This is a genomic window from Priestia sp. P1_B12_1, assembly GCF_056406695.1.
In genome coordinates this window covers 398295-425026 of record NZ_JBFTZR010000002.1, presented here as the reverse complement: position 1 = coordinate 425026, position 26732 = coordinate 398295, and the positions used below count along the sequence as shown (strand labels likewise).

Here is a 26732-nt window from a genome sequence, read left to right as displayed (position 1 = left end):
CTTTTTTTACGTTTGATAGAGGATATAATTATTTTTCCCTTCTCTTTTCCCTTTGTATAGCGCATCATCTGCATTTTTTAATAATAAAGCAGCTGACTCTCCGTCCTCTGGATAAATAGAGACGCCGATGGTAGTTGTTGTGCGTAAACAATAGCCCCGTACATTCCAGCTTTGCTGAAGAGATACATGAATCCGCCCAGCAATTTGTTCAATTTCCCGTCCATTTGTTACGTTTAAAATAATGATAAACTCGTCTCCACCCAACCGATAAATGCGATCGCCTTTCCGTACACAGCTTTTTAATCTCTTCGTGTATGCTTTTAAAAATTCGTCGCCTATATGATGGCCATACTCATCGTTAATCTGCTTAAAATTATCACAGTCGAGAAACAAAAGCGCAAAAAACTCATCGCTTTTCCGCTGCCCGTTTTCAATTACTTTGTTTAACTCTTTTAATAACATCGCCCGGTTGGGAAGGCCTGTTAAACTATCGTGAGTGGCTTCAAAATGAAGTTTATTTTCTAGCGCTTTTTGTTCAGTAATATCATTGTGAATGGATACATAATGAGTAATATTTCCGTCTATATCTTTTAACGGCACAATTGTTTTCGATACCCAGTATGACTGATGATGCTTCGTCTCCATTTCAAGCTGTCCTCGCCATACTTTTCCGTTTTTTATTGTTTCAAGCAGCTCATGGTGGTCATGATGAAGCTCTGCATCTCGATAATACTTCCCTAATAAATCTTCTTTTTCATAACCTGAATACTGTACATACATATCATTTACATAGGTAATAATTCCACTTGCATTTATAATCATAACGCTAGCTGATTCATCAAGCGCATATTTTATATTTTCAAGTTCTTTCAGCGTATAAGCCAGCTGTTCTTCTGCTTCTTTTTGAGGCGTAATATCGTGTAAGATTGCATAAGCCCCAACCGTTTGATTATTTACTTTAACAGGAATCGTTGTAATATACACATGTTGTATAGAATGTTGGCTTCTGCGGAATGTTAGTTCTGTACTATAGCTAATTTCTTCATATACATTCCAAGACTTGTAGTTACAGGCTCCCAGTCTTTTAGCAATATCTCGGTAATTTTGATGCAGCACATCGCTTGCAGAAAGCTGCAGCGTTTCTAAGAATGCGCTGTTGATATTTAAAATCGTGCCGTCCAAATCCAGCATACAAACCGCGTGGTGGTGGTTTGTAAATAGCGATTTGTACCACTGTTTGCTTTTTATGAGCTCCAATTCTAATCTTTTAATAGCTGTGATATCTCGGTAAATCACCGAATAGGCGACCAGCTGATTTTGATAGTCATAAATCGGTGAACAGCTGACAGAGACACACACGCTTTCGCCGCTTTTTGTGTACCTGACTGTTTCATAAGGAGGCAGCGTCTTGCCATTTTTTAATTCTGCTATTAATTTAAGGTTTTCTTTTTCCTCTTTCTTTGACACGATGTTCATCTCTTGACGGCTTTTTCCTATAACTTCTTCTTTTCTCCACTGAAATAGCTTTTCAAATGCCCCATTGACTGTTAAGACCTTCTCATCACAATCAGCAATTAAAATGGCGTCTACCGTATTTTCTAGAAACGCATCGAGCAAACGCGTGCTCTCTTCCTGCGTTTTTTTATAATGAATTTCTTGAGCCATGACAAGGACATGTGAAGGGGTTGTCGCTTGATTAAAAAGAGGGGTAAATGTTACTTCATATGCATGCCGGTCGGGCTGAAAAAGCTGTATGTATTGATATTGAATCGGTTCTTTCATGGCAATAGCTTTTTCACAAAGTGTGTAAAAAAGCAGATTTTCTTCTTTATTGATTATCTTGTCTTCCATTTTGTCAAAGAATTGCTGAGCTGCTTTGTTACATTCTTTATAATATAGCTGATGTTTTTCTTGCTGAATTAAAATAACAGGCTGCGGCATATTCATAAAATAAAATTGGAATACCCCTTCACTATACATACTAAATATCCTCCATCTGCCTTTGGAATTTCACTAAACGTCTTGTTTTGATATGCAATTCACTCATTCTCCCAAACCAACGCGTCTTCTTTACCCCTTAAAATATTTTAACAATCGCATAAAATCACATAATTTTATAAAAATTCAAGACATCTGCGTTTCATATAAGTCTAATTACCCGTTCTCATATTACGATAAATTATCTATTCAGTGAAGTCTATGGTTTAAGAGTTCATCAGCCTTTCTCTTCTGAATAAACTGCGGTACTTATTATAAGTTAAGTAGGAAGAGATCGACTGCGGCGTACCTAGTAAATAGCCCTGAGCAGCATGTAGGTTTAACGAAATCGCTGCGGCTAAATCTTTATCTCGTTCAATGCCTTCTAAAATAAGATTCGTATGCGGATAATAGTTAACGAGCAAATCAATCAGATCTTTCTTTTGCTTGCAGTCGGCTAGCCCTTCAGCATAGCTTCGATCCAGCTTCATATAGTGAGGCTCGTACATGCTCACTTGTCTCATCGCTGCAGCCCCTGCTCCAAAATCATCAATCGCGATTTTGAAACCCGCCTCTTTCAAACTCACTACTCGGGCAAAAAGAGCAGGCGATTCCCATAAAATCTTTTCATGAAGCGTTTCATTTAACTCCCATACAACGCGATGCTTCGCATTTTTATAGGTGTTCAACAGATACGTTAAAAACAGCTGAAAATGCGGATGGAGAAGAGTAGATGGAAACACATTGATAAATACATCCTGTGATTTCAACACATCAAACGGAAAGTGTTTGATCGCTCCTTCAATTGCCATCGTATCAAGCTTGTACAAATAATTATGGCGTCTTGCCAGTGAAAACAACTCTTCAATCTGCCCTTTTGCGAAAGCCGTGCGCAGCAAAGCCTCAAAACCCAGCGTCTCCCACGAATCCAGCGCATAAATAGGCTGATATACAAACTGAAAGTCTTCATACGTCAGTTCCTTTAAAACATGAGCATCCATTCTTTCGTTTAATCACCTTTCGTTTTCAATATACTATTTCTTCCATAACCTAAACTTATAAAAATATATCCTAAAAACAGATAATTGTCCATTAAAAGTAAGAGATTCCATTAAGTAATTTAGGTATTTTGAGACTTGCTGGAAGCTTATGATAGCAACAAAGAAGTGTTTTAGAGGCTTTTATGCTTTTGATAGATAGGCTGTAAAGGATGTTTCAAACAAGAGATTGAGACATAAGCAACTCAACCCCATCTAAAGATGAGCAAATTAGATAAAGGGACTAGTATAGATTGCTTGGGACACCGCGGTTGATTTCCGTGCATGGCTTCGCTTTCCGCGGGCGGCCGCTGAGCCTCCTCGTCGCTTACGCTCCTGCGGGGTCTCATCTGTTCCGCTTTTCCCTCAGGAGTCTTCGCCTTGCCCTCCAATCAACCGCTAGAAGCATCTAATATGTGAAACTTACGTTTACCAGATACTTAGCGCAATAACCTCTTATCGTTAGTTTATATCATAGACAAATTGCTCGTACTAATAAATAGACGCTCGTTGGAAAATTCACGATAATAGCCTATATACAGCATTACCAAAAAACATTATACCTACAGCTAATATACTAACAGCTAAAGCAAATCCTATAACTTTCTTCATTTAATTCGCTACCTCTTCTTCTCTATAAATTCTCTACTATTTCCCCTCATCAAAATGAATATTTTTTAGCATTTTCAAAAACCATTCTTGTCTTTTGTCTTCATCACCGCTTTTATATTTATCGCTGCTATCGAAGGAAATCTGTACTATTTTATTAGAATGCTTATCTGCTACATATGCCAAGTATGTATTAGGAATATGTTTCTTCTTATCTACTATTACACGCTTTTCTGTTCCTTTGAAATAAATATAAGCTGATTGGTAGTAAATCCTCGTCTGTGAGTTTTCAATCTTATTAGGAACACTTAATCCAAATCTTCTTTTAAATAAAGCCTCAACGTGAATACTCTCATCTGCAGGATTACTGGTTAAAAACTCAGTTTTTATATAATTCTCTTGTGTTTTACCTTCAACTTCTTCATTGTAAACAGCCCACCAGCTCTCGTAGGAATCATTATTTACAGCATAATCCTCTCTATTTTCATGTAAAACTTGATACTCTTCTGGAAACCACATCGTATACTGACCTGTCTTCGACTTAAACTCATAAAATCCGTCGCCTATTTTTTTATCTTTGTTCAAGAACTTACGTGTAAAATGATCATCAAAAGCAGGGACGTTTGGGTAGCGGCTTTCGTTTATCAGCCATATGGCTCCTATTAAAATAGCGGCTCCTACAATAACTGCAATAATGGCCTTGGTACATTTTTTCATTGTTACACACTCCCTTCATTGCTTGAAATAAACCACATTTAATGTAATTTGAAGAGTTTTATTTAAATCTATTGCTATGTATGCTACATACTGCTTACTCATCTATTTGTAGTTATTAAACATATAAAAATTGCTCAAATCATTGTCTGAGCAATAGCTACATCTCTTATGTTCATTCACTTTCATCCCTATAATCCACTGTACTCAAGCAGAGTTATTTTGTTTTTTATATCGTTACTTAATAAAGGTTTTCACTCACGACTTTTACCCTCGCTAAAATTAATACTTTTTAATATTGTCAAAAACCATAACTTCCTTTTTTCTTGGCTAGTTTCTGTACCTTCACCTATACTGTCGTATGAGAATTCTATAACCTTATTAGAATTTTTATCTGCTACATAAGCTGTATAGGTATTAGGCAAATAGACTTTACTGTTATGTACTACATGCCTTTCAGTTCCCTTGAAATATGCATAAGCGTAGTCATAATATATGCGAGTACGTGAAGTTTCTATTTCTTTAAAATTACTATCCTTTAATTGCTCCTCAAATAATCCCTTCACATAAATTGGCTCAGATTTCTTATCATTCTTTAAAAATTCAGCTTTTATATAGTATATTGACTTGTTTTTTCCAGCGATTTTCCTATATGAAGCAGACCAATTTTCATATGATTTTCCATTTACAGAGTAATACTCTGAAGCATCATGCAACATTTGATACTCCTCTGGAAACCACATCGTATACTGACCTGTCTTTGACTTAAACTCATAAAAACCATCGTCCACTTTTTTATCTTTATTCAAGAACTTACGCGTAAAATGGTCATCAAAAGCTGGGGCGTTTGGATAGCGGCTTTCGTTTATCATCCATACCCCGCCTATTAAAATAGTTATTCCTATAATGACTGCAATAATAGTTTTAGTATGCTTTTTCATCTTCTGGCATCTCCATTATTTTCTGCTTTAAAATGGATACTCTTTAACATATTTAAAACCCACGTATTCTTTTCCAAGCTACTATCTTCTATAAAATCTCCAACCTGATCCATTGATAATTGAATGACCTTTGTCGATTCCTTATCAGCCACATAGGCTACGTATGTATTTGGGACATGTTCTTTACTGTCATTTATCACATGCTTCTCGGGTCCTTTAAAATAAATGTAAGCAGATTGATAGTAAATTCTAGTATTAGAAGTTTCTATTACCTTTGGTTCACTTACATTAAAACGATTTTTCATAAGACTTTCTACGCTAAAAGATTCATCTTCTGGATCTCTTCCTTCTGAAAACTTTAAACTGATAGAATTAATTTGATGTTCCTTTTTATGCTCTTTGGTATAAGCTGCTACCCATCTTTCGTACATTTTTCCACTTACAACATAATCTTCATCATTTTCATGTATTAATTGATACTCCTCTGGAAACCACATCGCATACTGCCCAGTTTTTGACTTAAACTCATAAAAACCATCGTCTACTTTTTTATCTTTGTTCAAGAACTTACGCGTGAAGTGATCTTTAAAAGCTGGGACATTTGGATAGCGGCTTTCGTTTATTAGCCATATTCCGCCTATTAAAATAACCGTTCCTGCAAGGACTGCAATAATGGTCTTCGTCCTTTTTTTCATAGCTGCACATCCTCTTTATTTCTACTAGATAGGTTTTGGTATTTAAGTTAAAATTGATTTATTTCTTAAATTATCGTTCAACATGAGCTTTATTAAGCCTCATTTCTCTCACGGAACTTAATATTTTTTAATATTGTTAGGAACCATTTTTTCTCTGCTACTTCATCATTCTTTCTGCTTTTTTCACTTTTATCAAACCACAGTTCAATTGCATTATTAGAATGTTTATCCGCTACATATGCTATATATGTATTTGGAGCATGTTCTTTATTAGGATGCATAATCACTTCTTGTGTTCCTTTAAAATATGTATAAGCTGAATCATAGTAGATTCTTGTACTAGAAGTTTCAAACGTATTAGGCTTAGTGCTATTTAGATGTTCTTTAAACATATTTTCTACAGTAAAGGATTCATTTTCAGCCTTTCTTGCATTTGAAAATGTCATTTCGATATAACTTCCCCCAGCATTTCCAGCTTTGTTATTCCTCTCTTTGGCTATCCATCTTTCATAAGAATTACCGTTTATTACGTAATCTTCTCCGTTCTCCTTTATAAGCTGATACCCTTTAGGAAACCACATCGTGTACTGCTCAGTCTTTGATTTAAACTCATAAAAACCATCGTCTACTTTTTTATCTTTGTTCAAGAACTTACGCGTGAAGTGATCATCAAAAGCTGGGACGTTGGGATAGCGACTTTCGTTTATGCCCCATATTATGCCTATTAAAATAGCGATTCCTACAATTACTCCAATAACAGTCTTCATGCGATTCTTCATAGTCGCCCATCCTTTTTTATTGTTTAAAACAAACTTCACTTTTTATATATTGAATAGTTTAGAATTGTTATATCTGTTCTTATTTCTTCGACATACCTTTTTTAAAAGTTATTGAGACTCACAAATCTCTCTGACTTCTTTTTCTTTACCAAATAAGCCTTTGGTATTCAAGTTGAGCTATTTTCTTGATTAAAACGAATACTATTCAATATTTCTACAAACCACTCTCTTTTCTCAAGCCCCTTATTAGTTTGATGATTTAAACTGTCATCAAACCGTAATTCAATTACCTTATTAGAATGCTTGTCTGCTACGTATCCTATATATGTGTTTGGAGCATGTTTATTCTTATCATGAATGACATGCTCTTCTGTTCCTTTAAAATAAAGATAGGCTGCATCAAAATATATACGGGTATTGGCTGTTTCCCACTTTTCAGGATCATTTGCACCAAACTCACCTTTAAATAGACTCTCTACGTAAATAGATTCATCATCAGGATTACTCTCTGATAGGTTGACTTGTAAATAATTTAGTTGATCTCCTCTTTTATGCTTATTCACTGATGAAGCTTTCCACCTTTCGTAAAAATTATCGTTTTTAACATATTGTTGTTCATTTTCATGCAACAGCTGGTACTCCTCTGGAAACCAAATTGTATACTGCCCTGTCTTGGACTTAAACTCATAAAACCCATCGTCCACTTTTTTATCTTTGTTTAAGAATTCACGCGTAAAGTGATTATCAAAAGCAGGGACGTTTGGGTAGCGGCTTTCGTTTATCAGCCATATTCCTCCTATTAAAATAGCAACTCCTGTAATGATTGCGGAAAGGGTCTTCGTACGTTTTTTCATTGTCCTACACTCCCTTTATTACTCTTTTGAAATAAATAGGACTTAATGTAAATTGTTCAACATATAAAAATCCCTCAGACCACTGTCTGAGGAATAGAAGTATCCCTTATGTTAATTCACTTTCATCCATTGATTCTCTATATCGAATTTCGTACTCTCTCTTATGCATATCTTTAACAGAATGTATAAAACTCATAATATGCTGAAATGCTCCAGTATCATACTGCTGAGCCCTTAGCGTATATCCCCGCTCTGCTGCTTCTAATTTACTTTTAACCGCATCCGCAAACTCACCCGTTTGGTTTTCTAAATAGCTTTTAGCATGCCAAAGCTTTTCATTTACTTCTTGATCCTTTTTGATTAACTCTTTAATCCTTTTTGCCTGCTCGCCTTTGAAGTCATCACCATCAAATTCAAACGTGTATTTACCGCTCGTTGTTCCTGTGTGTGTAAAATCAAAATCAAACAATTAAATCCCCCCTACTACTTCTTTCATGCTTTTAATATCTGAAGCTACCGATTCGTCTGCTTCCATCATCTTCTCGAAATTTTGAAAGAACGCTTCAAGAAACTTTTGATAGTATGTAACTTCCTCTTGAATAGAAGAAATGATCTCTTCAACAGGAGTAAATACACTATCGTCTAGCGGATCAAACGTTTTGTCAAACGTCACTTTTTCAGCCACACGCTTTTGTCCAAACCATGCGAGGGTAGCGCCGTCTTTATCTGCCTTTTCCATAAATGACTGGGGAGAAGCTTCTTCTCTGGATATTTTCATTTTTAACTTTTTCTTCTTAGCTTCGAAGACTTCGTTAATTTCACTATGTAAATACTGCTTTAGTGTATTTAAGTTTGCTTCTTTGTCTTTAATAGCATTAGCACAGTAATAAACAAACTTCTTCATTTGTTCATAATCTAGCAAGATTTCTTCCTGAGATCCTGAATCAAAAACCTGATAATACGTCTTCATAGCATTAGCTTCTGTGTATTTGACAACGTAATTAATTCCGTGGAGTTTTGCTTGATTTCTTTGAGATATTCCTTTAATCCCTTGTACTAAAACTCCAGGACTTTTTATCGCCTGTTTCGTCAAGAAAAATGCGCCTTCTGTTCCTAGCACAATCCCAGGAAGATGCTTAAGCGGCTTTTCCTTCACATCATCAACATATGATGGAATATTGAGAAGAACACTGTCGTCTACATGGGCGTTTGCCAAAGATAATCCTCCAATTATATTGGATACTCCAGAGTTATATCTGACTTCGTCAAGTTTTAAAAATAAGTTCCATTTGGCTAACCTTTTTAGAGGATATTCTCCAATATTAATCATTTCTTCTGTATCCATATCTCCAAGCATGGTTACTTTATTACCTGCATACCAACTGCCAGGGAAAGATTGCGCATGCATAGGTTCACCTTTTACCCAAGTATGGCTAATTGTGGCTTTTTGTTTTTCATAATAGGTATTTGCTAACTTTAACAATTCTTTTGTAGATATATCCTCAGTCTTTCCTTTTATTTGCGTTATATAGTTAGAGAATTGTTTATCTACCCTTTTCAATTGTTTAATATTTACAGGAGCATCATTTAACCCTCTAATATTTGTAAAATCTTTCGTGATTAAACCTAATGTAACTATTAGGTTTCCTCCTAAAGAATGACCATCACCATAGTGTTGAATTTTCACGTTTAAGTTTTTATTCTGTTTCTTATTAATATGTTTCTCAACCTTGTTATACATTTCTTGAGCATCTTCAATTTGATTATCGTTGCTTCCAGCACCAATACCTAAACCATCATAAACAACATCAGGAAAATCCTTGGTTGGTTCCGTTCCTCTCATGAAATAATAAACCTGATTTACTTTCTTCTCTTTGTCATAAAAATGGATAGCAGCACCATCAAACCCCGATTTTTTTCCTATCCCCATGTCTTTGCTCGTGTAAATTTCAAAATTAGGAGGATTTTTTCCTTTAACTTCTTTATAGATCTTCTTTATCTCATCTTCTCTTCCAGATAACCCCTTATACTCCAGCTGAGTTATTCTATTTCGTAGTTTATTATTTAGCAATGCCTTTTCACTCATAATCATTTCTCCTCATGAAAATTTACGCTTTGCAGTATTTTCACAATTAATTTTTCTTGTTTCTCCCCTTGTTTTTCTGTTAACTCTTCTCCTGTATATTTGTAGTAGAGCTCGATTACTCTATCCGTATCTTTATCTGCTATATATGCTACATATGTATTTGGAACATATTTAATATTGTTCTTTACAACTTTTTCCTCAGTTCCTTTAAAATATGTATATGCTGAATCGTAATATATACTGGCATTAGCTGTTTCTATCTTTTTTGGCATATTAACGTGTAAATTTTTTTCAAACAAACTCTCTACATTTATGTCCTCATTTTTTTTCACTTTATCTGCCAGTTCCACGTTAATATATGAAATCTCGTTTTTATTATTAAAGAAATTTTCCGAAGAAGCTACCCATCGCTCATAATCCTTTCCGTTGATAGAATAATCTTCTTTATTTTCATGAATCAACCGATATTCCTCCGGAAACCACATCGTATACTGCCCGGTCTTCGACTTAAATTCATAAAACCCATCATCCACTTTTTTATCTTTGTTTAAGAATTCACGCGTAAAGTGATCATCAAAAGCAGGGACGTTTGGGTATCGGCTTTCGTTTATCATCCATATTCCTCCTATTAAAATAGCAGCTCCTGCAATGACTGCAATAATGGTCTTCGTACGTTTTTTCATTGTCGCACACCCTTTTAGTTATGTTATAACCTATGTTTTATACATGTTCGATACTATCATACTTATAATGGGAGAGTCATAAGCAGAACGAATCAAAGAACCATAATTAGGAAGTGGTTATTTTTTACTATCACTTACCCTTTCTTTTAGATAAGGAATCGTTTCTTTTTTATTATTTGTTACCTTTGCTAAAGGCTTCTCCAAATAAAGAAAACCCCACTTTCAAAAAAGTGAGGTTGATTACATAATATAGGCCATTTACTGAACGCTTCGCTCTTCTTGTGCCAGCACATCAATTTCAGCGTCAATTTTCACGCTGTGGGTTTTCCCATCAAGTCCAAGAATCACAATTTCGTACTGCTTGTTAGCAAGAACAATGGATTCAATAATACCTTTATGCTGTTTTAACGCGTATGCTTTTGCACGGCTTTTAGTTAAAGGAATCGTTTTTTCTTTCAAAATACTCCCGGTTTGGGCGTTAATTTTTACTTTATGCTCTTCTCCGTTTAACGTAAGGATGTCTACTATATAAATAGGAAGAGTGAGTATTTTACTCAGCGATATGGATTTGACAATGCCTTTATATTCTTTTAATGCGAGAAGCTTTGCTTGTTCTTTCAACAAAAGTGATCGTTTTTCAGAAATCATTTGACGCCATCCTTTCTAGTTTATAAAACGGACTGCTGTTTCAATTTCTTAACGTACCATATCCTATGTATACGTCTACTAACTAGTATAGCGGGCTTGTCTTAAATTTCTCTTAATATTACATGAAAGATAGCTGAAGAAAGCTGTTATGCACTGAAAAAACTAGACCTGATTAGATCTAGCTTCTTATTGGTGAATGTGAATTCTACATCTTTTTCGTTTCGAATCGTTCTACGGCTCTCATTTGTTTGATTGATGGGGATTTGTGTACGCACATGCCCAGATGAACTTTTTGAAGCAAATAGGGATCAATGTAAAAACCATTTTGAAAGATGTTTTCTTTGTCCTGTTCGTCATGAAATTTGGAGCATCTTACACAGTAATACATATCATAACCTCCTTGCGGACTATTTTATAAACGGGGATAGTTTTGAATGGTATATTTACCTACATCATATGGAAAAGAATAAAAGTCGTGCTTGTTTAGGGAAAATGTCCGAAAAGGAGAAAGCTTGTCTGTGGGCTAAACCACTGGATTTTCAAAAGGATTATTTAGAACATAAATCAGTTTAATCGTAATAAAAAAGCCTCTTTCAAAAAGAAAAGAGGCTTTTTTATTAATTTGTTACTTTTGCGCTGTTTTGATGCCAGTTCCAAGCTGATGCGATGATTTTTTCTAATGAAATTTGCGCGTTCCAGCCTAATTCTGCGTGAATTTTATCAGAAGATGCAACTAGACGTGCCGGATCTCCAGCGCGGCGGTCTGCCATCACAACATTCGCTTTTTTACCCGTTACTTTTTCACACGTTTCAATCACTTCTTTTACAGAGTAGCCAAGGCCGTTTCCAAGGTTGTACGTTGCTGTTTTCTTCGTACCGTCTAACAGTGCCTGAAGCGCTGAGATATGCGCGTTTGCTAGATCCGTTACGTGAATGTAATCACGGATGCACGTTCCATCTTCAGTATCGTAGTCTGAGCCGAATACAGAAATGTTTTCACGTTCACCCAGCAGGTGCTGAAGAATGATTGGAATTAAGTGCGTTTCAGGATCATGGCACTCGCCAATTTCTGCTGTTTCGTAAGCACCAGCTGCGTTGAAGTAACGAAGTACAACATATTCCATATCGTAAGCATTTGCAAAGTCAGCTAGAATCTGTTCAATCATTAACTTTGAACGTCCGTACGGATTAATTGGGTTTGTTGCCGTATCTTCTGTGATGATATCTACAGAAGGAATCCCATATGTAGCAGCAGTAGATGAAAAAATAAACTTTTTCACATTGTGCTTCATCATCGTTTGTAAAAGGGTTAACGTGGCAGCTACGTTGTTTTGATAATATTTAAGAGGATCTGTTACTGACTCCCCTACTAAACTATTAGCAGCAAAATGCATGACAGCATCAATTTTATGATTTGTGAATACGCTTTCTAAATCTTTCTCATTACCTAGATTTCCTTCTACGAATACCGCTTTCTCATCGATTGCCCAGCGATGACCCGTTGATAGATTATCAAGTACCACAACTTCATTTGTTTTCACTAATTCTTTTACTAGGTGGCTTCCGATATAGCCTGCTCCTCCGATGACTAAAATCATACTGTCAGTCAGCTCCTTTTTATTAAGTGTCGCTACAGATATCGTACCCGTTTCTTTTCCATTTGTAAATATTTCATTTTTCAGTATCCTGCAGCGATACGATTATATTTTTTATTAGTATAGACAATCAATATGAACTCATTATGAAGAAAAGGGAAGGAAATTTTTATTGCTCTTTTTCACAGAGAATTAGATAATATAGCAGGAACTAATTTACTTATTAAAGGAATGAAAGCTTAATGAGCAAACACCATTCATGGCTAGACACGCTAAAAGGAGTATGTATTCTTACAGTAGTTGCAGGGCATTCTGGCAGCCCTTTTTTTCATCATTATTTCTTTTGGTTTCACATGCCTCTCTTTTTTATGATGAGCGGCTATCTGTTTCACCCACGTTCTAGAATACAAGAAGTACGAGAATGGATTTCGAAAAAATGGATGCGTTTACTTATCCCTTATTTTTCATTTGGCCTGTTAATAGCAGCCCTTATCTTTGTTCAAACATTTAACGTTCGGGAAGTGTTACTGAACATCTATCATTTATGTATTGGCGGGAGAACTCTCGGATATTATTACGGTGTTTTTTGGTTTGTCACTTGTTTATTCTTAACTCACCTTGTTTTTGCCTATGCATCTCTACTGATTAAAAGAAAAAGGTCAATGGTTCTTTTCTTAGCTCTATGCTATTTTATCGCTCATATTTATGTCAGCTTTCCATTTCTTCAGCAAAAAAACATTATATGGAGCGCTAATTCCGTTTTGCTATCCATTTGTTATTACGCAATTGGATATTACAGCAGACAAGCTTTTTCGTTTGTTGAGAGAAAAAGCACTGTAATATTGAGCAGCTTGATCATCTTATTGATTGTAGCTTTAGAAAAGCTCAACGTTCTTTCTTATACATTAGATATTAAAGCAAACATTTATACATGGCTGCTTGATTTGATTATTCCTCTTTGCGCAGCAAGCATCCTTGTATACATAAGCAAAAAAATGAGCTTAACAAAGTGGAGTAAACCTTTCGAATACGTAGGAAGATCCTCGTTTACCATTATGTTTTTGCACGTACCGGTTACTATTTTAATAGAAAAATATACTGGCATATCTACTGTCTTTTTGTACATAGTAATGGGAACATTGATTCCTTTAATGTTTCATCTATTGTTCAAACAATTTCTGCTTACTAACGCATTATTTTTGGGTGCGTTTCCCATTCCAAAAAAAGACAGCGGACAAACGCTTCCAGTTTCGAAGTAAACAGCAGCGTAACCCCTGCAAAAACAGGGGCTACGCTGCTAGATTTGCTGAGGCACTTTCTTCATGTCTTTCACTTTATTTTTTAATGGAAGCATGCCTTCAATATGACATTCAATACAGTCCCCGTCTTCAATAACAGCGGGTCCCGGCGTTCCGGTTAAGATGATATCTCCCGGGTGCAGCGTCATGACTTTTGAGAAAAATGAAACACAGTATGCGATGTCGTAAATCATATTAGACACTGTATTTTCATGCTGCATGTCTCCGTTTAGCAATGTGCGCACTTGAAGTGATTTCACGTTTGATATACTTTCTTTTGTAATAAATTCTGAGCCTATACTGCAAAAGGTATCAAAGCTTTTCGCTCGCATTAAGTAGCGATGATTCGCCGCATGAATATCAGCTGCGGTTACGTCAATGGCTGACGTATAACCAGCAATTACGTTTATGGCTTCATCTGGCTCTATATCCTTACACGTTTCGCCGATTACCACCGCTAGCTCCGCTTCAGCCGTTGTTTTGTAGGACTGCTTTGGAATACGAATGCTGTCGTCTGGTCCAATAATGGCGGTTGCGGGTTTTAAAAAACTAACTGGATCAATGGCACGGTCGTAGTCTTTTAGTTTTTCTTCAGAAGCCGCATAATTAAACCCAATGCCTAATAATTTCGACGGGTTACTAATGATAGGAGCTGTTTTTCTGCCCTGCAAGTGCAGTGCGGGAAAACAGCTGTTCATACCAAATTTATTATGGGCGTACCATGTTTCAAGGTGGCGAAGTTCTTTATATTGAATAAGATCCCAAATTGTTGTAGACCAGTTTGTTAAATAGTTAGTATTGATATCTTCTATAAGCAGAATGCTGTCATTGTCTAAAATAGCTGCTTGTTCTTTCCCTTGCTCTATTACATTTACTAACTTCATGATACGCTCCTTACCGATGCTTGAATGATATGATCGCTGTTTTCTTTTACCCAATTCAATAATTTTTCATCTTGGTTGTATCCTGCAATAAAAGATAAGCCGATTGGCAAACCGTCTAGTTCTCCTGCAGGTATCGTAACTTGCGGAAGTCCGCTTAGTCCGGCAATACACGTCATTTGAAGTGTTCGCAATCTTCTGTTTTCTAACTCCGGTCCTTTTGCATCTTTTACAGGCGCGGGTCCTGGAGCTGTAGGAAGCACTAATATTCCGTCTTCTCCAAGCTGTGAGTACATAAAATAGCGAAGTTCACGACGCTTTTCTTCTATATAATTCATATTTAATAAGGTAAGAGTGCTCGCCCATTGAAAGCGGCTTCCGATATCGTCTCCAAACATTGGATTTTCTTTTTGAATCCATTCTCCGTGCGTTTGCCAAATTTCTTTTCCTTGCAGCAAACGAAAAGTTTCCATATATGTAGAAAAACCCTGAGGGGCAATTACTATTTCTTCTGTAGTAGAAAAAGACTTCATTACGTGCTTAATAGGTGGTGCAAGAGCTTGCATGCTTTGTTCATCCACGAGTTCCATCACGTCTGTTGCTACATAAAGTCTTGTAAAACCGCTAGCACGCGATGTTGAGTTCAATAAAACCGCTCCAACTCTTTGCAGGGTGTGGCCGTCTCTAGCCATTACACCAACTGTATCAAAGCTTGGAGCCAGTGGAATCAGACCGTTTGTAGAAATGCGTCCGTGAGAAGGACGATACCCGAAAATACCGCAGTAGCTCGAAGGAATTCGAACCGATCCTCCCGTATCTGTTCCAATCGCAAAATCGGTTATTCCCGCTGCGACAGCAACCGCTGATCCGCTCGAAGAACCTCCTGGAATTCGATCTGCGCTTTTTGGGTTTACCGGTGTTCCGTAATGCACGTTTTCTCCATTTAATCCGTACATAAGCTCGTCAGTATGCGTAACTCCCTTTAGTGCGGCTCCTTCTTTTAAAAGAGCGGCTACTACGTCTGCATGCTCGCTTGCAGGCTGATGCGTGGCGAGCCAATCTGGATTTCCCGCACTTGATATATGTCCTTGTACATCAAATACGTCTTTTAAAGCAAAACTCAAGTTATTTAACATTCCCGTTCCCGTGGGAGGTACGTAAAGATCACTGTCTACAAATGCGTTCCACGTATCTTTCATTCAACCATCTCCTCATTTCTTATATCTGTTTAGAATATAAAATTTGGAATAAGCTGGTCAATGAATGTGTCAGGTCTATTAACATTAATATTATGTAAACCTCCCAACTTCTCTTTTCCTAGAGAAACTAACCGTTTCATTTCCCTTTTAGCATGTTTGCGAGTAAAGTAGAAACATATCATTTTACGAAAAGGACTATCGCGATGGAACAATCTACTATGCTTTTCTTATTTATTTTATTAGCTTTTGTGCTAACAAGAGGCGTTCCCTTTATAGGTTCATTTGCTCCTAGCATTAATCAGCTGCTTCGGCATATTGGACGTTATTTTTCAAATTTAAATACGATGTTTCATGAAGATGGCCACGCGTTAATGGGGCTTATTGTCGGAAAAGGCGTCAATCGCATTGAGCTGTATACTAATAATGAAGGCGTAGCTGTGACTGCCACCTACGCGGGATCCCGTGGATGGCTGCCGCGCGTCATTATTGCTTTAGCCGGATACCCGTTCAGCTCAGCAATGGCTTATTTGTTTTTCTACCTGCTCGTTCACCATCACTACGACTGGCTTTTTTACGGGTTAGGAAGTGTGGTTGTTATTAATTTACTGCTTTGGGTACGTAACGGATACGGAATTGTGTGGCTTTTTTCTATCGGTTTGATCCTCGGAGGTATTTATTATTTACAAGACCCACAGCTTACGCGCTACAGCATGATGTTTGTTGGTGCGCTGTTACTTGTAGAATCTCTATTTTCTTCCTTTATTATTTTTGTGTTAAGCATCAAATATCCACACGATGCAGGTGACGCTACGAGTTTAAAGCAGCTTACCCATCTTTCAGCACGCTTTTGGGGTTTTTTATTTTTCGCACAGGCCGTGTATGTGGCTTATTTGATTTTTCAACTGATTTATTAAAGACAAAATTATAAAATTCCCTAAGAAAAATTTGGGAATTTTATAATTTAAAGGAATAATTTACTTTCATGCACTAAATAATGGTTTACGAGTTCCCTTAATGAGGTATATATTGGGTACTATGAAGTCGTAAAGAGGTGTGGGATACTTGTCATTATTTTTAAAGTGGAAGCAAAAGAAGCAGGAAAAAGAAGCAGAGCGTGTTCTTGAGGAATCAATCTCAAAAAGAAAAGACTACTGGAACACAATTGGACATGTAGACGGAGACGTATTAACTCATTTATTAAATCCCATGTTTTTTGGCGGGCCTGCTTGGCCATCTGGACGTCAAACATTTATTCGTGTTCAAAAAACAGAGACGGTTATTCTCGCAAGCGACGGCTTGTCCGATCCGTTTCAATCCCCCGAAGAAAAGAGCCGAAAGCAAGGAAAAGGTTTAGAATTCTATATCGAATGCGATGATGAATCTCTGCGCGGACCTTTATCTGATATTCAGGATCACTGGGCATTTGACCTTCTTTATCAAATGAGTCAAAATGCTGCCGCTCACCCTAATATGCTAGAACTATTTATGAAGCACGATATTCTTTCAATTGAATTTACTGATTTGGACGTACCATCTCATTTTGTAAATGAAAATGGAGATATTGGTGTATTGCTAGGAGTTCAGTCTCCTTCTGTTTCAGCTAGCCTCTCTTTACCTTACGAATCTATTAAACTGATTAGCATGAAGCTTCTTACACCAAACGAATTAGACTATGTGCGCGAACAAGGAGCGCAAGGACGCAGGCAGCTCGCTGAAACATTTCAGCTGTCAAAAAGCTATCATATTACCATGACTAAAAGAGAGTCTCTTATTTAAAAGAGGTTCTTTTTTTATTTCTGCTATTGAAATAGAGCCCTGTAGAATATACTCCTTATTTACATGTAACTCAAGTTCACATATTTTTTTAAAGCTGCTTTTCATATGAGCGTACTATTTTCGATTCATGGTATATTTTGCTATAGTAAAAAAGAAGATATAAAAAAGGAGATGGACGTTAGACATGGCAGAAAAAGTGCAGATTGGAAAATCCGAATTATATGTTAACCCTATTGGACTTGGAACAAACGCTGTAGGAGGACATAACTTATATCCTAACCTAAACGAAGAAGTCGGCAAAGACCTTGTTCATAAGGCGCTAGATAATGGCATAAACCTACTTGATACAGCGTTCATTTATGGTCCTAAACGTTCTGAAGAATTAATTGGCGAAGTACTAAAAGAACGCGGAAATCGTGAAGAAGCGGTGATCGCTACAAAAGGAGCACATAAAATTGTTGGAGATGAAGTACTGCTAGACAATTCTCCTGCGTTTTTAAAACAGTCGGTTGAAGATAGCTTAAAACGCCTTCAAACAGATTATATCGATTTATATTATATTCACTTTCCAGATAAAAACACACCTAAAGACGAAGCGGTCGGTGCGTTAAAAGAATTAAAAGATCAAGGAAAGATCCGTTCTATTGGCGTATCAAACTTCTCGTTAGATCAGTTAAAAGAAGCAAATAAAGATGGTTATGTAGACGTGGTACAAGGCCAATATAACTTAATTCAGCGAGAAGCAGAAAACGATATTTTACCTTATACGGCTACAAATCATATTTCATTTATTCCATACTTTCCGCTAGCTGCTGGTTTACTTGCTGGGAAATATGATAAAAATACAAAGTTTAATGACCTGCGCGAAGATATGCCTCATTTTATCGGCGAAGCATTTCAGCAAAACCTAGAAAAAGTAGAGCGTCTTCGTCAAATCTCTAGCGCAAAAGGCGTAGAAGTAGCTCATCTTGTTCTGGCTTGGTACTTAACGCGCGATTCAATTGATGTATTAATTCCGGGAGCAAAACGCGCTGATCAAGTACTTGATAACTTAAAAACATTAGCTGTTCAGCTCACTTCTTCCGAAATTAAAGACATTGATCATATTTTTAAATAATATAAAAAGAGCTTTGCCATAGGTAAGCTCTTTTTTCTATACAATTCCGCTGACTAATAGAACAAAAGCCGTAAAGAAGAAGCCCATCTGTACAAAGCTTGTTACGTACTCTTTTGTTTCTTGTTTATATTTCCATTCATCTATACTTTTCAACAAAACATTCACGACTAAAAATAGGAACGATACGATATAAGGCTCCACAAACATAAAGATCATATCGAGTAACAGACAAAGAACAAAAGCTATCGTCACATACTTATCCCACCGGCCTAAAGCTAGACTTTCATACTCATATTTGCCCCAAAATTTGCTACGAGGGATATCAAGCACTTTTCTTAAGATAAAGTCTGCTAAGACCGCTGCTGCTACAAGTATTATTAATATATACATCGCCACTCCCCCTTCCTTTTTATGGTATCATTTCAGCTCGTTTCTGTTAAGGTCTCAGCTACAAAGTGCTTAAACTGCTTTATTTCTTCTGTTTCGCCTTTTGTTACGATATACGTGTGTGAAGAAGGTCGGATAATTTTCTGCTGTGAAATGACGCTTAACGTTTGATTTTCAACTTCCTTTTTCACCATAGAAAATGGCAAATAAGATACGCCTAAACCTTCTTCAATAAAGCGCTTTGTAATTTCTACTTGCGTCACAGGAAGCAGCTGAATGTGAGGATAACAAGCCTTGATTTGAAGGAGTAAATCTTCCCAATAAACAGGATGATTATTCGTAAGCAGCCGGTAGGAAGATAACAGCTCCTGTTCCGTACGTGCCTCTGCCGAAAACGGGGCAACTAAGACTGCTTTTTCTTTATGAATTAACTCATAAAAAACGTCTGCCTGACCCGGAAGCATCCTTGTTAATCCAATATCTGACCTTCTGTCGCTGATGTCTTTTCCCACTTGAAACGAATTTGTGATATTAACCGTTACTTCAATATGGGGATATCTCTCTACAAATTGTTTGATGAGGCTTGGTAAAACAGATGCTGCTATTTGAGGAGCAGCGGATATAGTCAGTTTTCGGTTATATCCTTGCTTCCATAACTTAAAATTTCCTACTCCTTCTTCATATGCCCTCACCATTTTTTGAGCATGAGGCAAAAAAAAGCGTCCTGCCTCAGTCAGCGTGATGTATTTACCTTTTTTTTCAAAAAGCTCAGCACCTAACTCTTGCTGCAGTCGCTGAATATGCTTTGATACAGCAGGCTGTGTTAAAAATAAATCTTCAGACGCTTGCCTGAAATTTTCATAGGAAGCCGCTATGATGAATGTTTTTAACCATTTGATCTGCATTTTCTTCTCTCCATCTCTTTCTATTCATAACAAACTGGAATCAATACTGCTTATTTTTGTTTATTTTCTTTTCTACCAAACTTCTATACGATATATGTATCTCAATATTACCAAATAAAGGAGCTGTAAAAATGAAAAATAACGTGAAAGAAAAATTTAATGCCCATGCTTCTCAGTATGATGAGCAGCGCCGCAAACTTATTCCTTGTTTTTGTGATTTTTATTCCATTCCCGTTTCTCTTCTTCACTTTTCAAACAAGCCGCTTCGCGTACTTGATATCGGAGCAGGTACAGGATTGTTTTCTTCTTTTGTCAAAGAAAGATACCCAGATGCTCATTTCACGTTGATTGACGTGTCAGATCAAATGCTTGAAAAAGCCAAGGAGCGCTTTAAAAACGAACAGAATATGGAATTTATTGTATCAGATATAACAAGCTACGAATTTGAACACTCATTCGACATTGTGATTTCTTCACTTGCTATCCATCATTTAGAAGACAAACAAAAACAAAAGCTGTATGAACAAATTCATAATTTGCTGCATACAGGAGGAATATTTATTAATGCCGATCAAATATTAGGCCATTCTTCTATTATTGAAGAGTTATATAAAAAAGACTGGAGTGAAAGAATTGCCGCAAGCGGATTAACTCATGAGCAAATTGAGGCTGCTCATGAACGTACGAAGTTAGATAAAATGGCAACTTTACATGATCAGTTAAATTGGTTAACAACAAGCGGGTTCAGCACAGTGGATTGCATTTATAAATTTTTTAATTTTGTTGTAATGTATGCTCAAAAATAACGGTTTAAAAACTACTTGTCTCTTTGCAAGTAGTTTTTTTACTCTGTTCCTCCCTATATTCGAATAAGAATATTTATCTATTTCCGCAAAACTACGCATACTTCTTTTCCAGTTTCGTATATCTAATAATAGCTTCGTTCTCCTGAACTTTTGAATTTTTTGTACATAAAACCCATATAAAGTATTTTTATACTATTTTATGTCTTTTTATGGTATAAAAAATACAACTATGTTACAATATGATTACAAAACAATCTGTATAACGCTTTCATTTCTTTACACGAAAATGAAGAACTGGAAAGGATGTGCTGCTTATGTAAATATAAATCCGCTAGATTAGTAAACTTATATTAGTAAAATTATGCAAAACATCAAGAAAAACTTAGTTATTCTTATTATTATAAATTCCCGCTAGTAAAGTCTTTCTACTTAATGATTTCCTTATTAAGCGCATACATACAGGTATAGAAAATGCAGCTATTCGTCTTTTATTTTATTAGTGAAGAATTTATAGCACTGCCGCACCATACGTTTTTCATTAATGCAGCCTAAGGAGGCGCAGCACATGGCAAATAGAATATCAAGAACAACAATCGTACTCATAGCGGCTATTTTAGCTCTAGCCTGCTTGTTTGTAGGGGTTCCAAAAACAGAAGCTGCTTCAACACCATCTCATTTAATTATCATTAACAAAGCAACAAATAAACTCGCTTATTACCAAAATGGTTCACTTGTCCGAACGTTTTCAGTCGCAACAGGGCGCACGCAGTCTCTTACACCAGAAGGGCATTTCAAAGTAGTGAATAAAATTGTCAATCGCCCTTATTACTCAGGGAACATTCCTGGTGGAGATCCTAGAAACCCTCTTGGCAATCGCTGGCTAGGTCTAAATGCGAGAGGTACATACGGCACGACGTATGCTATTCACGGAAATAACAATCCTGCTTCCATTGGCAAATATGTAAGCAGCGGATGTGTTCGTATGTACGATGAAGAAGTCGCATGGTTATTTAGTAAAGTGACCGTCGGTACACCGGTTGTGATTACAACTTCTTCTAAATCATTTAATGACATTGCAGCAGCAAACGGATACAACGTTTCTGGAAACTCAGGTTCTACTCCAGCTCCTTCTACAGGAACTGTTTTAAAGAAAGGCAGCAAAGGAAATGCAGTTAAAGAACTTCAGCAGAAACTAACTTCACTTGGCTATAATACAAAAGGTACGGACGGTGTGTTCGGTGCTAATACAGATTCAGCTGTTCGCAAGTTCCAAAAAGACCACGGCTTAACGGCTGACGGCATTGTTGGCCCATCAACATATAAAGCTTTAGGAAGTTCAGGAACGAAACCGAACCCGACGACACCAACAAACCCAACAAATCCAAAGCCAACAAATCCACCGGCAGATACAACAATTAACACAAAACAAACGCTTAAAAAAGGAAGCAAAGGCAGCAATGTTCAAGCTCTTCAAAAGAAATTAACGTCGCTTGGCTATGATACAAAAGGCACGGACGGTATCTTTGGTGCTAATACGGAAGCAGCTGTACGTAATTTTCAAAAAGACAATAAGCTAGCAGTGGACGGCATTGCCGGACCTAATACTTTAACTGCTATTTCTAAACGCTAATAGAGCCTGATTTCAGGCTCTGTTTTTTTATTGATAAACCTTTTTTAAGTCGCGCCTTGACTCCTTAATGAACCAGTACGCCGTCTTTCTTTTCTATGACATACTTAATCAGCTGATAAACCGTTCTCATAAGAATTTGCTGCTGATAGATATCATTTTTGGCAGGAATTACGTTTTCTATCAGTCTGCTATATTTGTAGGCTTGATCGTCTTCTTTTTGTTTATAAAGAGCGAGCCAGTCATTACGAGATTTTTCAAGCAGCTGTTCGTTGAAATAGGAATAAACAACGGATGCAAACTCACCTGCCAATTCTTGAATAACCTGCTGTCGGTCGGTGACCGAATGATAGGTACTTGACCACCCAGACGGCTGGATTAGAAAATGCTCGTAGACAGATGAAATAAAAGCGGACGCAATGACTGGCACAGGCCCTTCATGCTCTCCTAAGGAAATGTTCAAACATGTTTCTCTATCCATATAAGGAATGTTTAGCGACTCCATCGCTTCATAAAAAGCCTGAGAGACAGTCAAGTTTAAATAAATAGGATGCAGCTCTTGCTGCTTTTTTCTCGTTTCTGATACTAAAGCTGCCTTTAAGTCTTTATACAGAAGGTGACTCTCTTTGAATTCCTCGTGTACACGTTCTAAAATAGTCGTATTCCCTACTGTTAAATAGTAGTGAAGCTGCTTTTTCATAAGAGGTGAAACGCTTTTAAGCGCATAATCTATCATTTTAGCCATGGCATGTTTTTTAGCATAATCCGTACGGCAGCTTGGAGAGGTCAGCAAATCTCCGTGTGTAACACAAACGTTTACCTTAGCACCGTGACCATGTACGATGAGCTGTTGAAGAAATTGAATATCTAATTCTTTAAGCCCATGATGTACGTATAAAATAGAAGCTGCTTGTTTAAAAGAATCGTGGATGGTGCTCGTATATTCAAAACACGCATGCTCGCAAATCGCTACTCCTTTTTTAAAAGAAAAAGGGCCGCAAACTTCAATTCTACGAAACAATGGATAAATAAGACGTCCGTTATTTTCTTCTTCTTCATTTGTTAGCGGATCAAAGAAAGACAGCTCTTTTGCTGTGAGACGGCAGGATATTGGCCAGTCGTCTTCTCCTATTTCCCACGTTCCTTCCTTGTATTCTCTCAACCGAGATTCAATTGCCAGAAGCATTTGCTCAGTGATCTTCCTACATTCAAGCCGCTTATGCCATACCTCTGCAAAATCTCTTCCTTCTTGATCAACAGCGTCTTTCACTGTTTCACTTTCTCGTTTAATTGCATCTACAAATTGTTTGAATGAACTATTTTCGTCGCTCATTCTTAAAGGAACATCATCATTAAAATAACGGGCTTTGTATGGGATATCTCCCAAAAGAGCGCGCAGATTAAAAGAGGAATCTCCGTGTAATAACTCAAAGACCAAGTCATAATCCGTGCCTCCTTCAGCATACACTTCAGCGCTTCTTAGTAGGATTTTCTCCAATTGCCTTTGCACTTCACTTCGCGTAAAAAAAGAGACGGCAGCTTCATAGTGTTGAGAATCCTTCACCTTATACGTAGCAGAATAAGCGCCTTTACTGCCTATTCCTAGAAAGCCGCACTCCTTTTTTATACCAAGAAGCTGGCGGATTAAAGATGTTTTGCCGCTTCCTTGTTCTCCGATTACATGAACGTACTCATACTCGCTGTCAATTTGTTCGCTTGTCTTTTTTTCAATATCGTTATAAAAAGCACTCACTACTCGTTCATCATATCTTGCTTTTGCTCTTCCTTTTGCAGTACTTGTCCAAAAATCCTGCACTCTCAGCAGTTCATTCATCTCTTCAACCAACATGTCAATTTCATCGTGTTGCTCTGTATACATAAACCGTTTAACAAACGGGTGCGATCTTCCTCTTTCATCTTTTTTAAACGGATGCTGAAACATAATTGACCAGCCTTTTCGCGTAGGAGACTGACAGGCTTTTGCACGAAAAACTTTCATTCATTTCCCCTTCTTTCCCTAACATTGTCCTATTTGAAATGTATGGCTTTTAAAGGGGGGATATGTCTATGATTTTCCTCTTTTTAGAAGGATTTTTCCTTCATTTATCGAAGTAATTAATTGAGGTGATGGGAGAATGTTGACAAAAATTGTGAAATGCAGCATACCGACTGATAAAAAAGCTTCTTTTTCATATACGCAACAGCATTGGGCTGCTCTTGCACACGTGAATGGTTTCATTGGCCAATTAGGGGGTTGGAACGTGGAAGATGAAACAGATGCGTGTATTCTAGCTCTATGGGAAGATGGAACAACTTATCAAGAATTCATGAAGCATACTCATGATTCTATTTTTTATAAAAGCAAGCAAGATCAAACATATACGAATTTAGACGTTTCAACATCAGATCCGTCCTACTTCATAGGAGCACGCTACAATTATTATCGAAGCAGCGCCATTGAAAGCCGTTATTTAGTAAAGACGGAAATTGAAGTCGATTTTTACGACAAAGAAGATATTCATGAGATGGTAAAAAGCTTGATAAATCCTTCTTATCGCTGTTTATCTCACGTTGTATCACCAATCGAGCATAGCAAGCTTGTCATTTTTTCATTATACGGATCTGCTTGTCCGCAAAAAACAATTGATACTTTCGTTCATCCAAATGTACTGAACGCGTCTCAATACATATATCAATTAGAGAAAAATTGGAACGTTCTTTCCAATTAAAAAATAGAAGCCTAGGCCCGACGCCAAAGCTTCTATTTTTTTATGATATGAACATCTTGGTTTTGTACGGTAATGACTTCCTCCGTCATTCCTACAAACAAACCGCTTTCTACTACGCCTGGGATCCTTATCAGCTGTTTTTCCAACTCAGCAGGATTTTCAATTTCTGAAAAATGGCAGTCTAGAATGTAATTTCCATTATCGGTGATAAACGGCGTATGATCATCTAAAAGCCTAAGCTGCGGTACACAACCTGCACTGCGAATGTGCTTCGCCGTCATTTCCCAGCCAAAACGTATAACTTCAACAGGAAGAGGAAAAGCTCCTAGCGTCTTCACTATTTTCTTAGAATCGGCGATCACGATAAACCGCTTCGCTGCGTACGCAATCATTTTTTCTCGAAGCAGCGCGCCTCCTCCTCCTTTAATTAAAGAAAGTTCGCTATCCACTTCATCTGCTCCGTCAATTGCTATATCAATATATTCAACATCCGCTAAGGTAACAATGGGAATACCTAGTTTCCTTGCCAGCTCTTCTGTTTTTTGAGAAGTAGGAACCGCTTTGATGTGTAATCCATTTTTTACTCGTTCACCTAGTTTTATAATTGTATAATAAGCTGTTGAACCTGTCCCTAGTCCTACAATCATTCCATCTTCCACAAATTGTGCTGCTTTTTCACCAACTGCTTGTTTTTCAATCATACAAAGGCCTCCTTACTCATATTGTACCCGTTTACATAAAAAAGGAAAAGCATTATGAACCCTTACGTAAAAACTCAGCTGACTACTCAGCTGAGTTTTTTTGAAACTGTGTATTTAGAAGAATTTTTTCTACCCAATACTGCTGTTTTGTACTGTTTGTCTGTTCGCTGCTTTTTAGTTCAAACGTATAGTAAATATACTTGTCTGAATAATCATCATTCACATAAGCATGATAAATGCTATGCTTTCCATCTCTTGTTTGTTTTTTCACATAAATCGTTGCATTTTTACCTTTTAACATGTAATCAGGCTGAAACGCATCCATTTTATTTTGAGCTGCTTTGCTTTTTTTCTTGGAAAATAAAGCCGTTATTTTCCCAGCATTGTATGAATCATTTTCCTTCGTTGATGCTGTCCATACTTCACTTTCATCTTCACTGCTTTTATAAGAAGATTTATGAATAACATACTGAAGCGGAAACCACATCCTATATTGATTGGTATCCGAAGTAAATAATTCAAATCCATTGTCTGTTTGTTCATGATCGACCAAAAATGTACTCGTAAACTTATCTGCCTGTGCTTCACTTTTAAATTTCCCGCTTTGAAATAGCCAAATTCCTACGGCAATAACCAATGCTCCGGCTACTGATGCGACTTTTTTTCGATCCATTGTTTCCACACACCT

Annotated in this window: 27 protein-coding genes; 7 read left to right on the top strand and 20 right to left on the bottom strand. The window is 37.0% G+C overall.

What is annotated here, in order from left to right; translation table 11 throughout:
• Nucleotides 1–6: 6 nt before the first annotated feature.
• The 13 genes from AC1D0Y_RS07700 to galE form a co-directional block, all read right to left on the bottom strand.
• Nucleotides 7–1980 carry a PAS domain S-box protein gene (locus tag AC1D0Y_RS07700; protein ID WP_416420304.1) on the bottom strand — a complete coding sequence of 658 codons (1974 nt, stop codon included), beginning with the start codon at nt 1978–1980 and terminating at the stop codon, nt 7–9.
• A 224-nt stretch (nt 1981–2204) separates the two neighbouring features.
• Nucleotides 2205–2978, bottom strand: coding sequence for an EAL domain-containing protein (locus AC1D0Y_RS07695; RefSeq protein ID WP_477707430.1), 774 nt, complete (start codon nt 2976–2978; stop codon nt 2205–2207).
• A 684-nt stretch (nt 2979–3662) separates the two neighbouring features.
• Nucleotides 3663–4340: a hypothetical protein gene (locus AC1D0Y_RS07690; RefSeq protein ID WP_225049553.1), complete on the bottom strand. Its 678-nt coding sequence runs from the start codon at nt 4338–4340 to the stop codon at nt 3663–3665.
• A gap of 251 nt (nt 4341–4591) precedes the next feature.
• Nucleotides 4592–5278 carry a hypothetical protein gene (locus AC1D0Y_RS07685; RefSeq protein WP_342839309.1) on the bottom strand — a complete coding sequence of 229 codons (687 nt, stop codon included), beginning with the start codon at nt 5276–5278 and terminating at the stop codon, nt 4592–4594.
• Nucleotides 5275–5973 (bottom strand): hypothetical protein, encoded by a 699-nt coding sequence (locus AC1D0Y_RS07680; protein ID WP_060746555.1) that lies wholly within the window; start codon nt 5971–5973, stop codon nt 5275–5277. The genes AC1D0Y_RS07685 and AC1D0Y_RS07680 overlap by 4 nt, the downstream gene beginning before the upstream one ends.
• A gap of 92 nt (nt 5974–6065) precedes the next feature.
• Nucleotides 6066–6752, bottom strand: a complete 687-nt coding sequence (locus AC1D0Y_RS07675; RefSeq protein WP_060746556.1) for a hypothetical protein — start codon at nt 6750–6752, stop codon at nt 6066–6068.
• A gap of 167 nt (nt 6753–6919) precedes the next feature.
• A complete protein-coding gene (locus AC1D0Y_RS07670; protein WP_060746557.1) occupies nt 6920–7606 on the bottom strand; it encodes a hypothetical protein in 687 nt (228 codons plus the stop codon).
• 106 nt (nt 7607–7712) lie between these two features.
• Entirely contained in the window at nt 7713–8075 is a 363-nt protein-coding gene (locus tag AC1D0Y_RS07665) for a hypothetical protein (RefSeq protein ID WP_060746558.1), read from the bottom strand.
• Entirely contained in the window at nt 8076–9692 is a 1617-nt protein-coding gene (locus tag AC1D0Y_RS07660; RefSeq protein WP_098626078.1) for a DUF6792 domain-containing protein, read from the bottom strand.
• 2 nt (nt 9693–9694) lie between these two features.
• Nucleotides 9695–10375, bottom strand: a complete 681-nt coding sequence (locus tag AC1D0Y_RS07655) for a hypothetical protein (protein ID WP_060746560.1) — start codon at nt 10373–10375, stop codon at nt 9695–9697.
• Between the two features lie 258 nt (nt 10376–10633).
• On the bottom strand, nt 10634–11023 hold the full coding sequence (locus AC1D0Y_RS07650; protein WP_335570945.1) for a PepSY domain-containing protein: 390 nt from the start codon (nt 11021–11023) through the stop codon (nt 10634–10636).
• Between the two features lie 205 nt (nt 11024–11228).
• On the bottom strand, nt 11229–11411 hold the full coding sequence (locus AC1D0Y_RS07645; RefSeq protein ID WP_060746561.1) for a DUF3973 domain-containing protein: 183 nt from the start codon (nt 11409–11411) through the stop codon (nt 11229–11231).
• 229 nt (nt 11412–11640) lie between these two features.
• Nucleotides 11641–12621, bottom strand: coding sequence for a UDP-glucose 4-epimerase GalE (gene galE / locus AC1D0Y_RS07640; RefSeq protein ID WP_328249144.1), 981 nt, complete (start codon nt 12619–12621; stop codon nt 11641–11643).
• Nucleotides 12622–12860: 239 nt separating this feature from the next.
• On the opposite strand from galE, the gene AC1D0Y_RS07635 reads away from it, so the two are divergent.
• The gene (locus AC1D0Y_RS07635; protein ID WP_286127991.1) at nt 12861–13877 is read left to right on the top strand and encodes an acyltransferase family protein; all 1017 of its coding nucleotides are present in this window, start codon (nt 12861–12863) and stop codon (nt 13875–13877) included.
• 38 nt (nt 13878–13915) lie between these two features.
• Here the strand turns inward: AC1D0Y_RS07635 and AC1D0Y_RS07630 are convergent, their stop codons facing one another.
• The gene (locus tag AC1D0Y_RS07630; protein WP_477707429.1) at nt 13916–14800 is read right to left on the bottom strand and encodes a fumarylacetoacetate hydrolase family protein; all 885 of its coding nucleotides are present in this window, start codon (nt 14798–14800) and stop codon (nt 13916–13918) included.
• The gene (locus AC1D0Y_RS07625; RefSeq protein ID WP_477707428.1) at nt 14797–15996 is read right to left on the bottom strand and encodes an amidase; all 1200 of its coding nucleotides are present in this window, start codon (nt 15994–15996) and stop codon (nt 14797–14799) included. The genes AC1D0Y_RS07630 and AC1D0Y_RS07625 overlap by 4 nt, the downstream gene beginning before the upstream one ends.
• A 203-nt stretch (nt 15997–16199) precedes the next feature.
• Between AC1D0Y_RS07625 and AC1D0Y_RS07620 the strand changes: the two genes are divergently transcribed.
• From AC1D0Y_RS07620 to AC1D0Y_RS07610, 3 genes are all read left to right on the top strand, one after another.
• Nucleotides 16200–16910: a M50 family metallopeptidase gene (locus AC1D0Y_RS07620; protein ID WP_477707427.1), complete on the top strand. Its 711-nt coding sequence runs from the start codon at nt 16200–16202 to the stop codon at nt 16908–16910.
• Nucleotides 16911–17058: 148 nt separating this feature from the next.
• The gene (locus tag AC1D0Y_RS07615; RefSeq protein WP_253352277.1) at nt 17059–17772 is read left to right on the top strand and encodes a suppressor of fused domain protein; all 714 of its coding nucleotides are present in this window, start codon (nt 17059–17061) and stop codon (nt 17770–17772) included.
• Nucleotides 17773–17956: 184 nt separating this feature from the next.
• A complete protein-coding gene (locus AC1D0Y_RS07610; RefSeq protein ID WP_477707426.1) occupies nt 17957–18889 on the top strand; it encodes an aldo/keto reductase in 933 nt (310 codons plus the stop codon).
• Between the two features lie 36 nt (nt 18890–18925).
• Here AC1D0Y_RS07610 and AC1D0Y_RS07605 read toward each other — a convergent pair whose 3' ends face one another.
• Both AC1D0Y_RS07605 and AC1D0Y_RS07600 read right to left on the bottom strand, forming a co-directional pair.
• Nucleotides 18926–19279 (bottom strand): DUF4181 domain-containing protein, encoded by a 354-nt coding sequence (locus tag AC1D0Y_RS07605; protein WP_477707425.1) that lies wholly within the window; start codon nt 19277–19279, stop codon nt 18926–18928.
• 32 nt (nt 19280–19311) lie between these two features.
• Entirely contained in the window at nt 19312–20181 is an 870-nt protein-coding gene (locus AC1D0Y_RS07600) for a LysR family transcriptional regulator (RefSeq protein ID WP_477707424.1), read from the bottom strand.
• 131 nt (nt 20182–20312) lie between these two features.
• Here AC1D0Y_RS07600 and AC1D0Y_RS07595 point away from each other — a divergent pair, with 131 nt between their 5' ends.
• Together AC1D0Y_RS07595 and AC1D0Y_RS07590 are read left to right on the top strand one after the other, a co-directional pair.
• Nucleotides 20313–20987: a class I SAM-dependent methyltransferase gene (locus AC1D0Y_RS07595; RefSeq protein WP_477707423.1), complete on the top strand. Its 675-nt coding sequence runs from the start codon at nt 20313–20315 to the stop codon at nt 20985–20987.
• 565 nt (nt 20988–21552) lie between these two features.
• Nucleotides 21553–22617, top strand: coding sequence for a L,D-transpeptidase family protein (locus AC1D0Y_RS07590; protein WP_102813626.1), 1065 nt, complete (start codon nt 21553–21555; stop codon nt 22615–22617).
• A 64-nt stretch (nt 22618–22681) separates the two neighbouring features.
• Here AC1D0Y_RS07590 and AC1D0Y_RS07585 read toward each other — a convergent pair whose 3' ends face one another.
• A complete protein-coding gene (locus AC1D0Y_RS07585) occupies nt 22682–24613 on the bottom strand; it encodes a hypothetical protein (RefSeq protein WP_477707422.1) in 1932 nt (643 codons plus the stop codon).
• A 136-nt stretch (nt 24614–24749) separates the two neighbouring features.
• Between AC1D0Y_RS07585 and AC1D0Y_RS07580 the strand changes: the two genes are divergently transcribed.
• Nucleotides 24750–25343, top strand: a complete 594-nt coding sequence (locus AC1D0Y_RS07580) for a YdbC family protein (RefSeq protein ID WP_013055735.1) — start codon at nt 24750–24752, stop codon at nt 25341–25343.
• Between the two features lie 32 nt (nt 25344–25375).
• Here the strand turns inward: AC1D0Y_RS07580 and rpiA are convergent, their stop codons facing one another.
• Nucleotides 25376–26044: a ribose-5-phosphate isomerase RpiA gene (gene rpiA / locus AC1D0Y_RS07575; RefSeq protein WP_098525458.1), complete on the bottom strand. Its 669-nt coding sequence runs from the start codon at nt 26042–26044 to the stop codon at nt 25376–25378.
• A gap of 82 nt (nt 26045–26126) precedes the next feature.
• Nucleotides 26127–26717, bottom strand: coding sequence for a hypothetical protein (locus AC1D0Y_RS07570; protein ID WP_028407704.1), 591 nt, complete (start codon nt 26715–26717; stop codon nt 26127–26129).
• Between the last annotated feature and the right edge of the window lie 15 nt (nt 26718–26732).

Coding starts and splice junctions, on each gene's coding strand:
- AC1D0Y_RS07700 (WP_416420304.1), bottom strand. CDS start 1,980: ATGTATAGTGAAGGGGTATTCCAATTTTATTTTATGAATATGCCGCAG.
- AC1D0Y_RS07695 (WP_477707430.1), bottom strand. CDS start 2,978: ATGGATGCTCATGTTTTAAAGGAACTGACGTATGAAGACTTTCAGTTT.
- AC1D0Y_RS07690 (WP_225049553.1), bottom strand. CDS start 4,340: ATGAAAAAATGTACCAAGGCCATTATTGCAGTTATTGTAGGAGCCGCT.
- AC1D0Y_RS07685 (WP_342839309.1), bottom strand. CDS start 5,278: ATGAAAAAGCATACTAAAACTATTATTGCAGTCATTATAGGAATAACT.
- AC1D0Y_RS07680 (WP_060746555.1), bottom strand. CDS start 5,973: ATGAAAAAAAGGACGAAGACCATTATTGCAGTCCTTGCAGGAACGGTT.
- AC1D0Y_RS07675 (WP_060746556.1), bottom strand. CDS start 6,752: ATGAAGAATCGCATGAAGACTGTTATTGGAGTAATTGTAGGAATCGCT.
- AC1D0Y_RS07670 (WP_060746557.1), bottom strand. CDS start 7,606: ATGAAAAAACGTACGAAGACCCTTTCCGCAATCATTACAGGAGTTGCT.
- AC1D0Y_RS07660 (WP_098626078.1), bottom strand. CDS start 9,692: ATGAGTGAAAAGGCATTGCTAAATAATAAACTACGAAATAGAATAACT.
- AC1D0Y_RS07655 (WP_060746560.1), bottom strand. CDS start 10,375: ATGAAAAAACGTACGAAGACCATTATTGCAGTCATTGCAGGAGCTGCT.
- AC1D0Y_RS07650 (WP_335570945.1), bottom strand. CDS start 11,023: ATGATTTCTGAAAAACGATCACTTTTGTTGAAAGAACAAGCAAAGCTT.
- AC1D0Y_RS07645 (WP_060746561.1), bottom strand. CDS start 11,411: ATGTATTACTGTGTAAGATGCTCCAAATTTCATGACGAACAGGACAAA.
- galE (WP_328249144.1), bottom strand. CDS start 12,621: ATGATTTTAGTCATCGGAGGAGCAGGCTATATCGGAAGCCACCTAGTA.
- AC1D0Y_RS07635 (WP_286127991.1), top strand. CDS start 12,861: ATGAGCAAACACCATTCATGGCTAGACACGCTAAAAGGAGTATGTATT.
- AC1D0Y_RS07630 (WP_477707429.1), bottom strand. CDS start 14,800: ATGAAGTTAGTAAATGTAATAGAGCAAGGGAAAGAACAAGCAGCTATT.
- AC1D0Y_RS07625 (WP_477707428.1), bottom strand. CDS start 15,996: ATGAAAGATACGTGGAACGCATTTGTAGACAGTGATCTTTACGTACCT.
- AC1D0Y_RS07620 (WP_477707427.1), top strand. CDS start 16,200: ATGGAACAATCTACTATGCTTTTCTTATTTATTTTATTAGCTTTTGTG.
- AC1D0Y_RS07610 (WP_477707426.1), top strand. CDS start 17,957: ATGGCAGAAAAAGTGCAGATTGGAAAATCCGAATTATATGTTAACCCT.
- AC1D0Y_RS07605 (WP_477707425.1), bottom strand. CDS start 19,279: ATGTATATATTAATAATACTTGTAGCAGCAGCGGTCTTAGCAGACTTT.
- AC1D0Y_RS07600 (WP_477707424.1), bottom strand. CDS start 20,181: ATGCAGATCAAATGGTTAAAAACATTCATCATAGCGGCTTCCTATGAA.
- AC1D0Y_RS07595 (WP_477707423.1), top strand. CDS start 20,313: ATGAAAAATAACGTGAAAGAAAAATTTAATGCCCATGCTTCTCAGTAT.
- AC1D0Y_RS07590 (WP_102813626.1), top strand. CDS start 21,553: ATGGCAAATAGAATATCAAGAACAACAATCGTACTCATAGCGGCTATT.
- AC1D0Y_RS07585 (WP_477707422.1), bottom strand. CDS start 24,613: ATGAAAGTTTTTCGTGCAAAAGCCTGTCAGTCTCCTACGCGAAAAGGC.
- AC1D0Y_RS07580 (WP_013055735.1), top strand. CDS start 24,750: ATGTTGACAAAAATTGTGAAATGCAGCATACCGACTGATAAAAAAGCT.
- rpiA (WP_098525458.1), bottom strand. CDS start 26,044: ATGATTGAAAAACAAGCAGTTGGTGAAAAAGCAGCACAATTTGTGGAA.
- AC1D0Y_RS07570 (WP_028407704.1), bottom strand. CDS start 26,717: ATGGATCGAAAAAAAGTCGCATCAGTAGCCGGAGCATTGGTTATTGCC.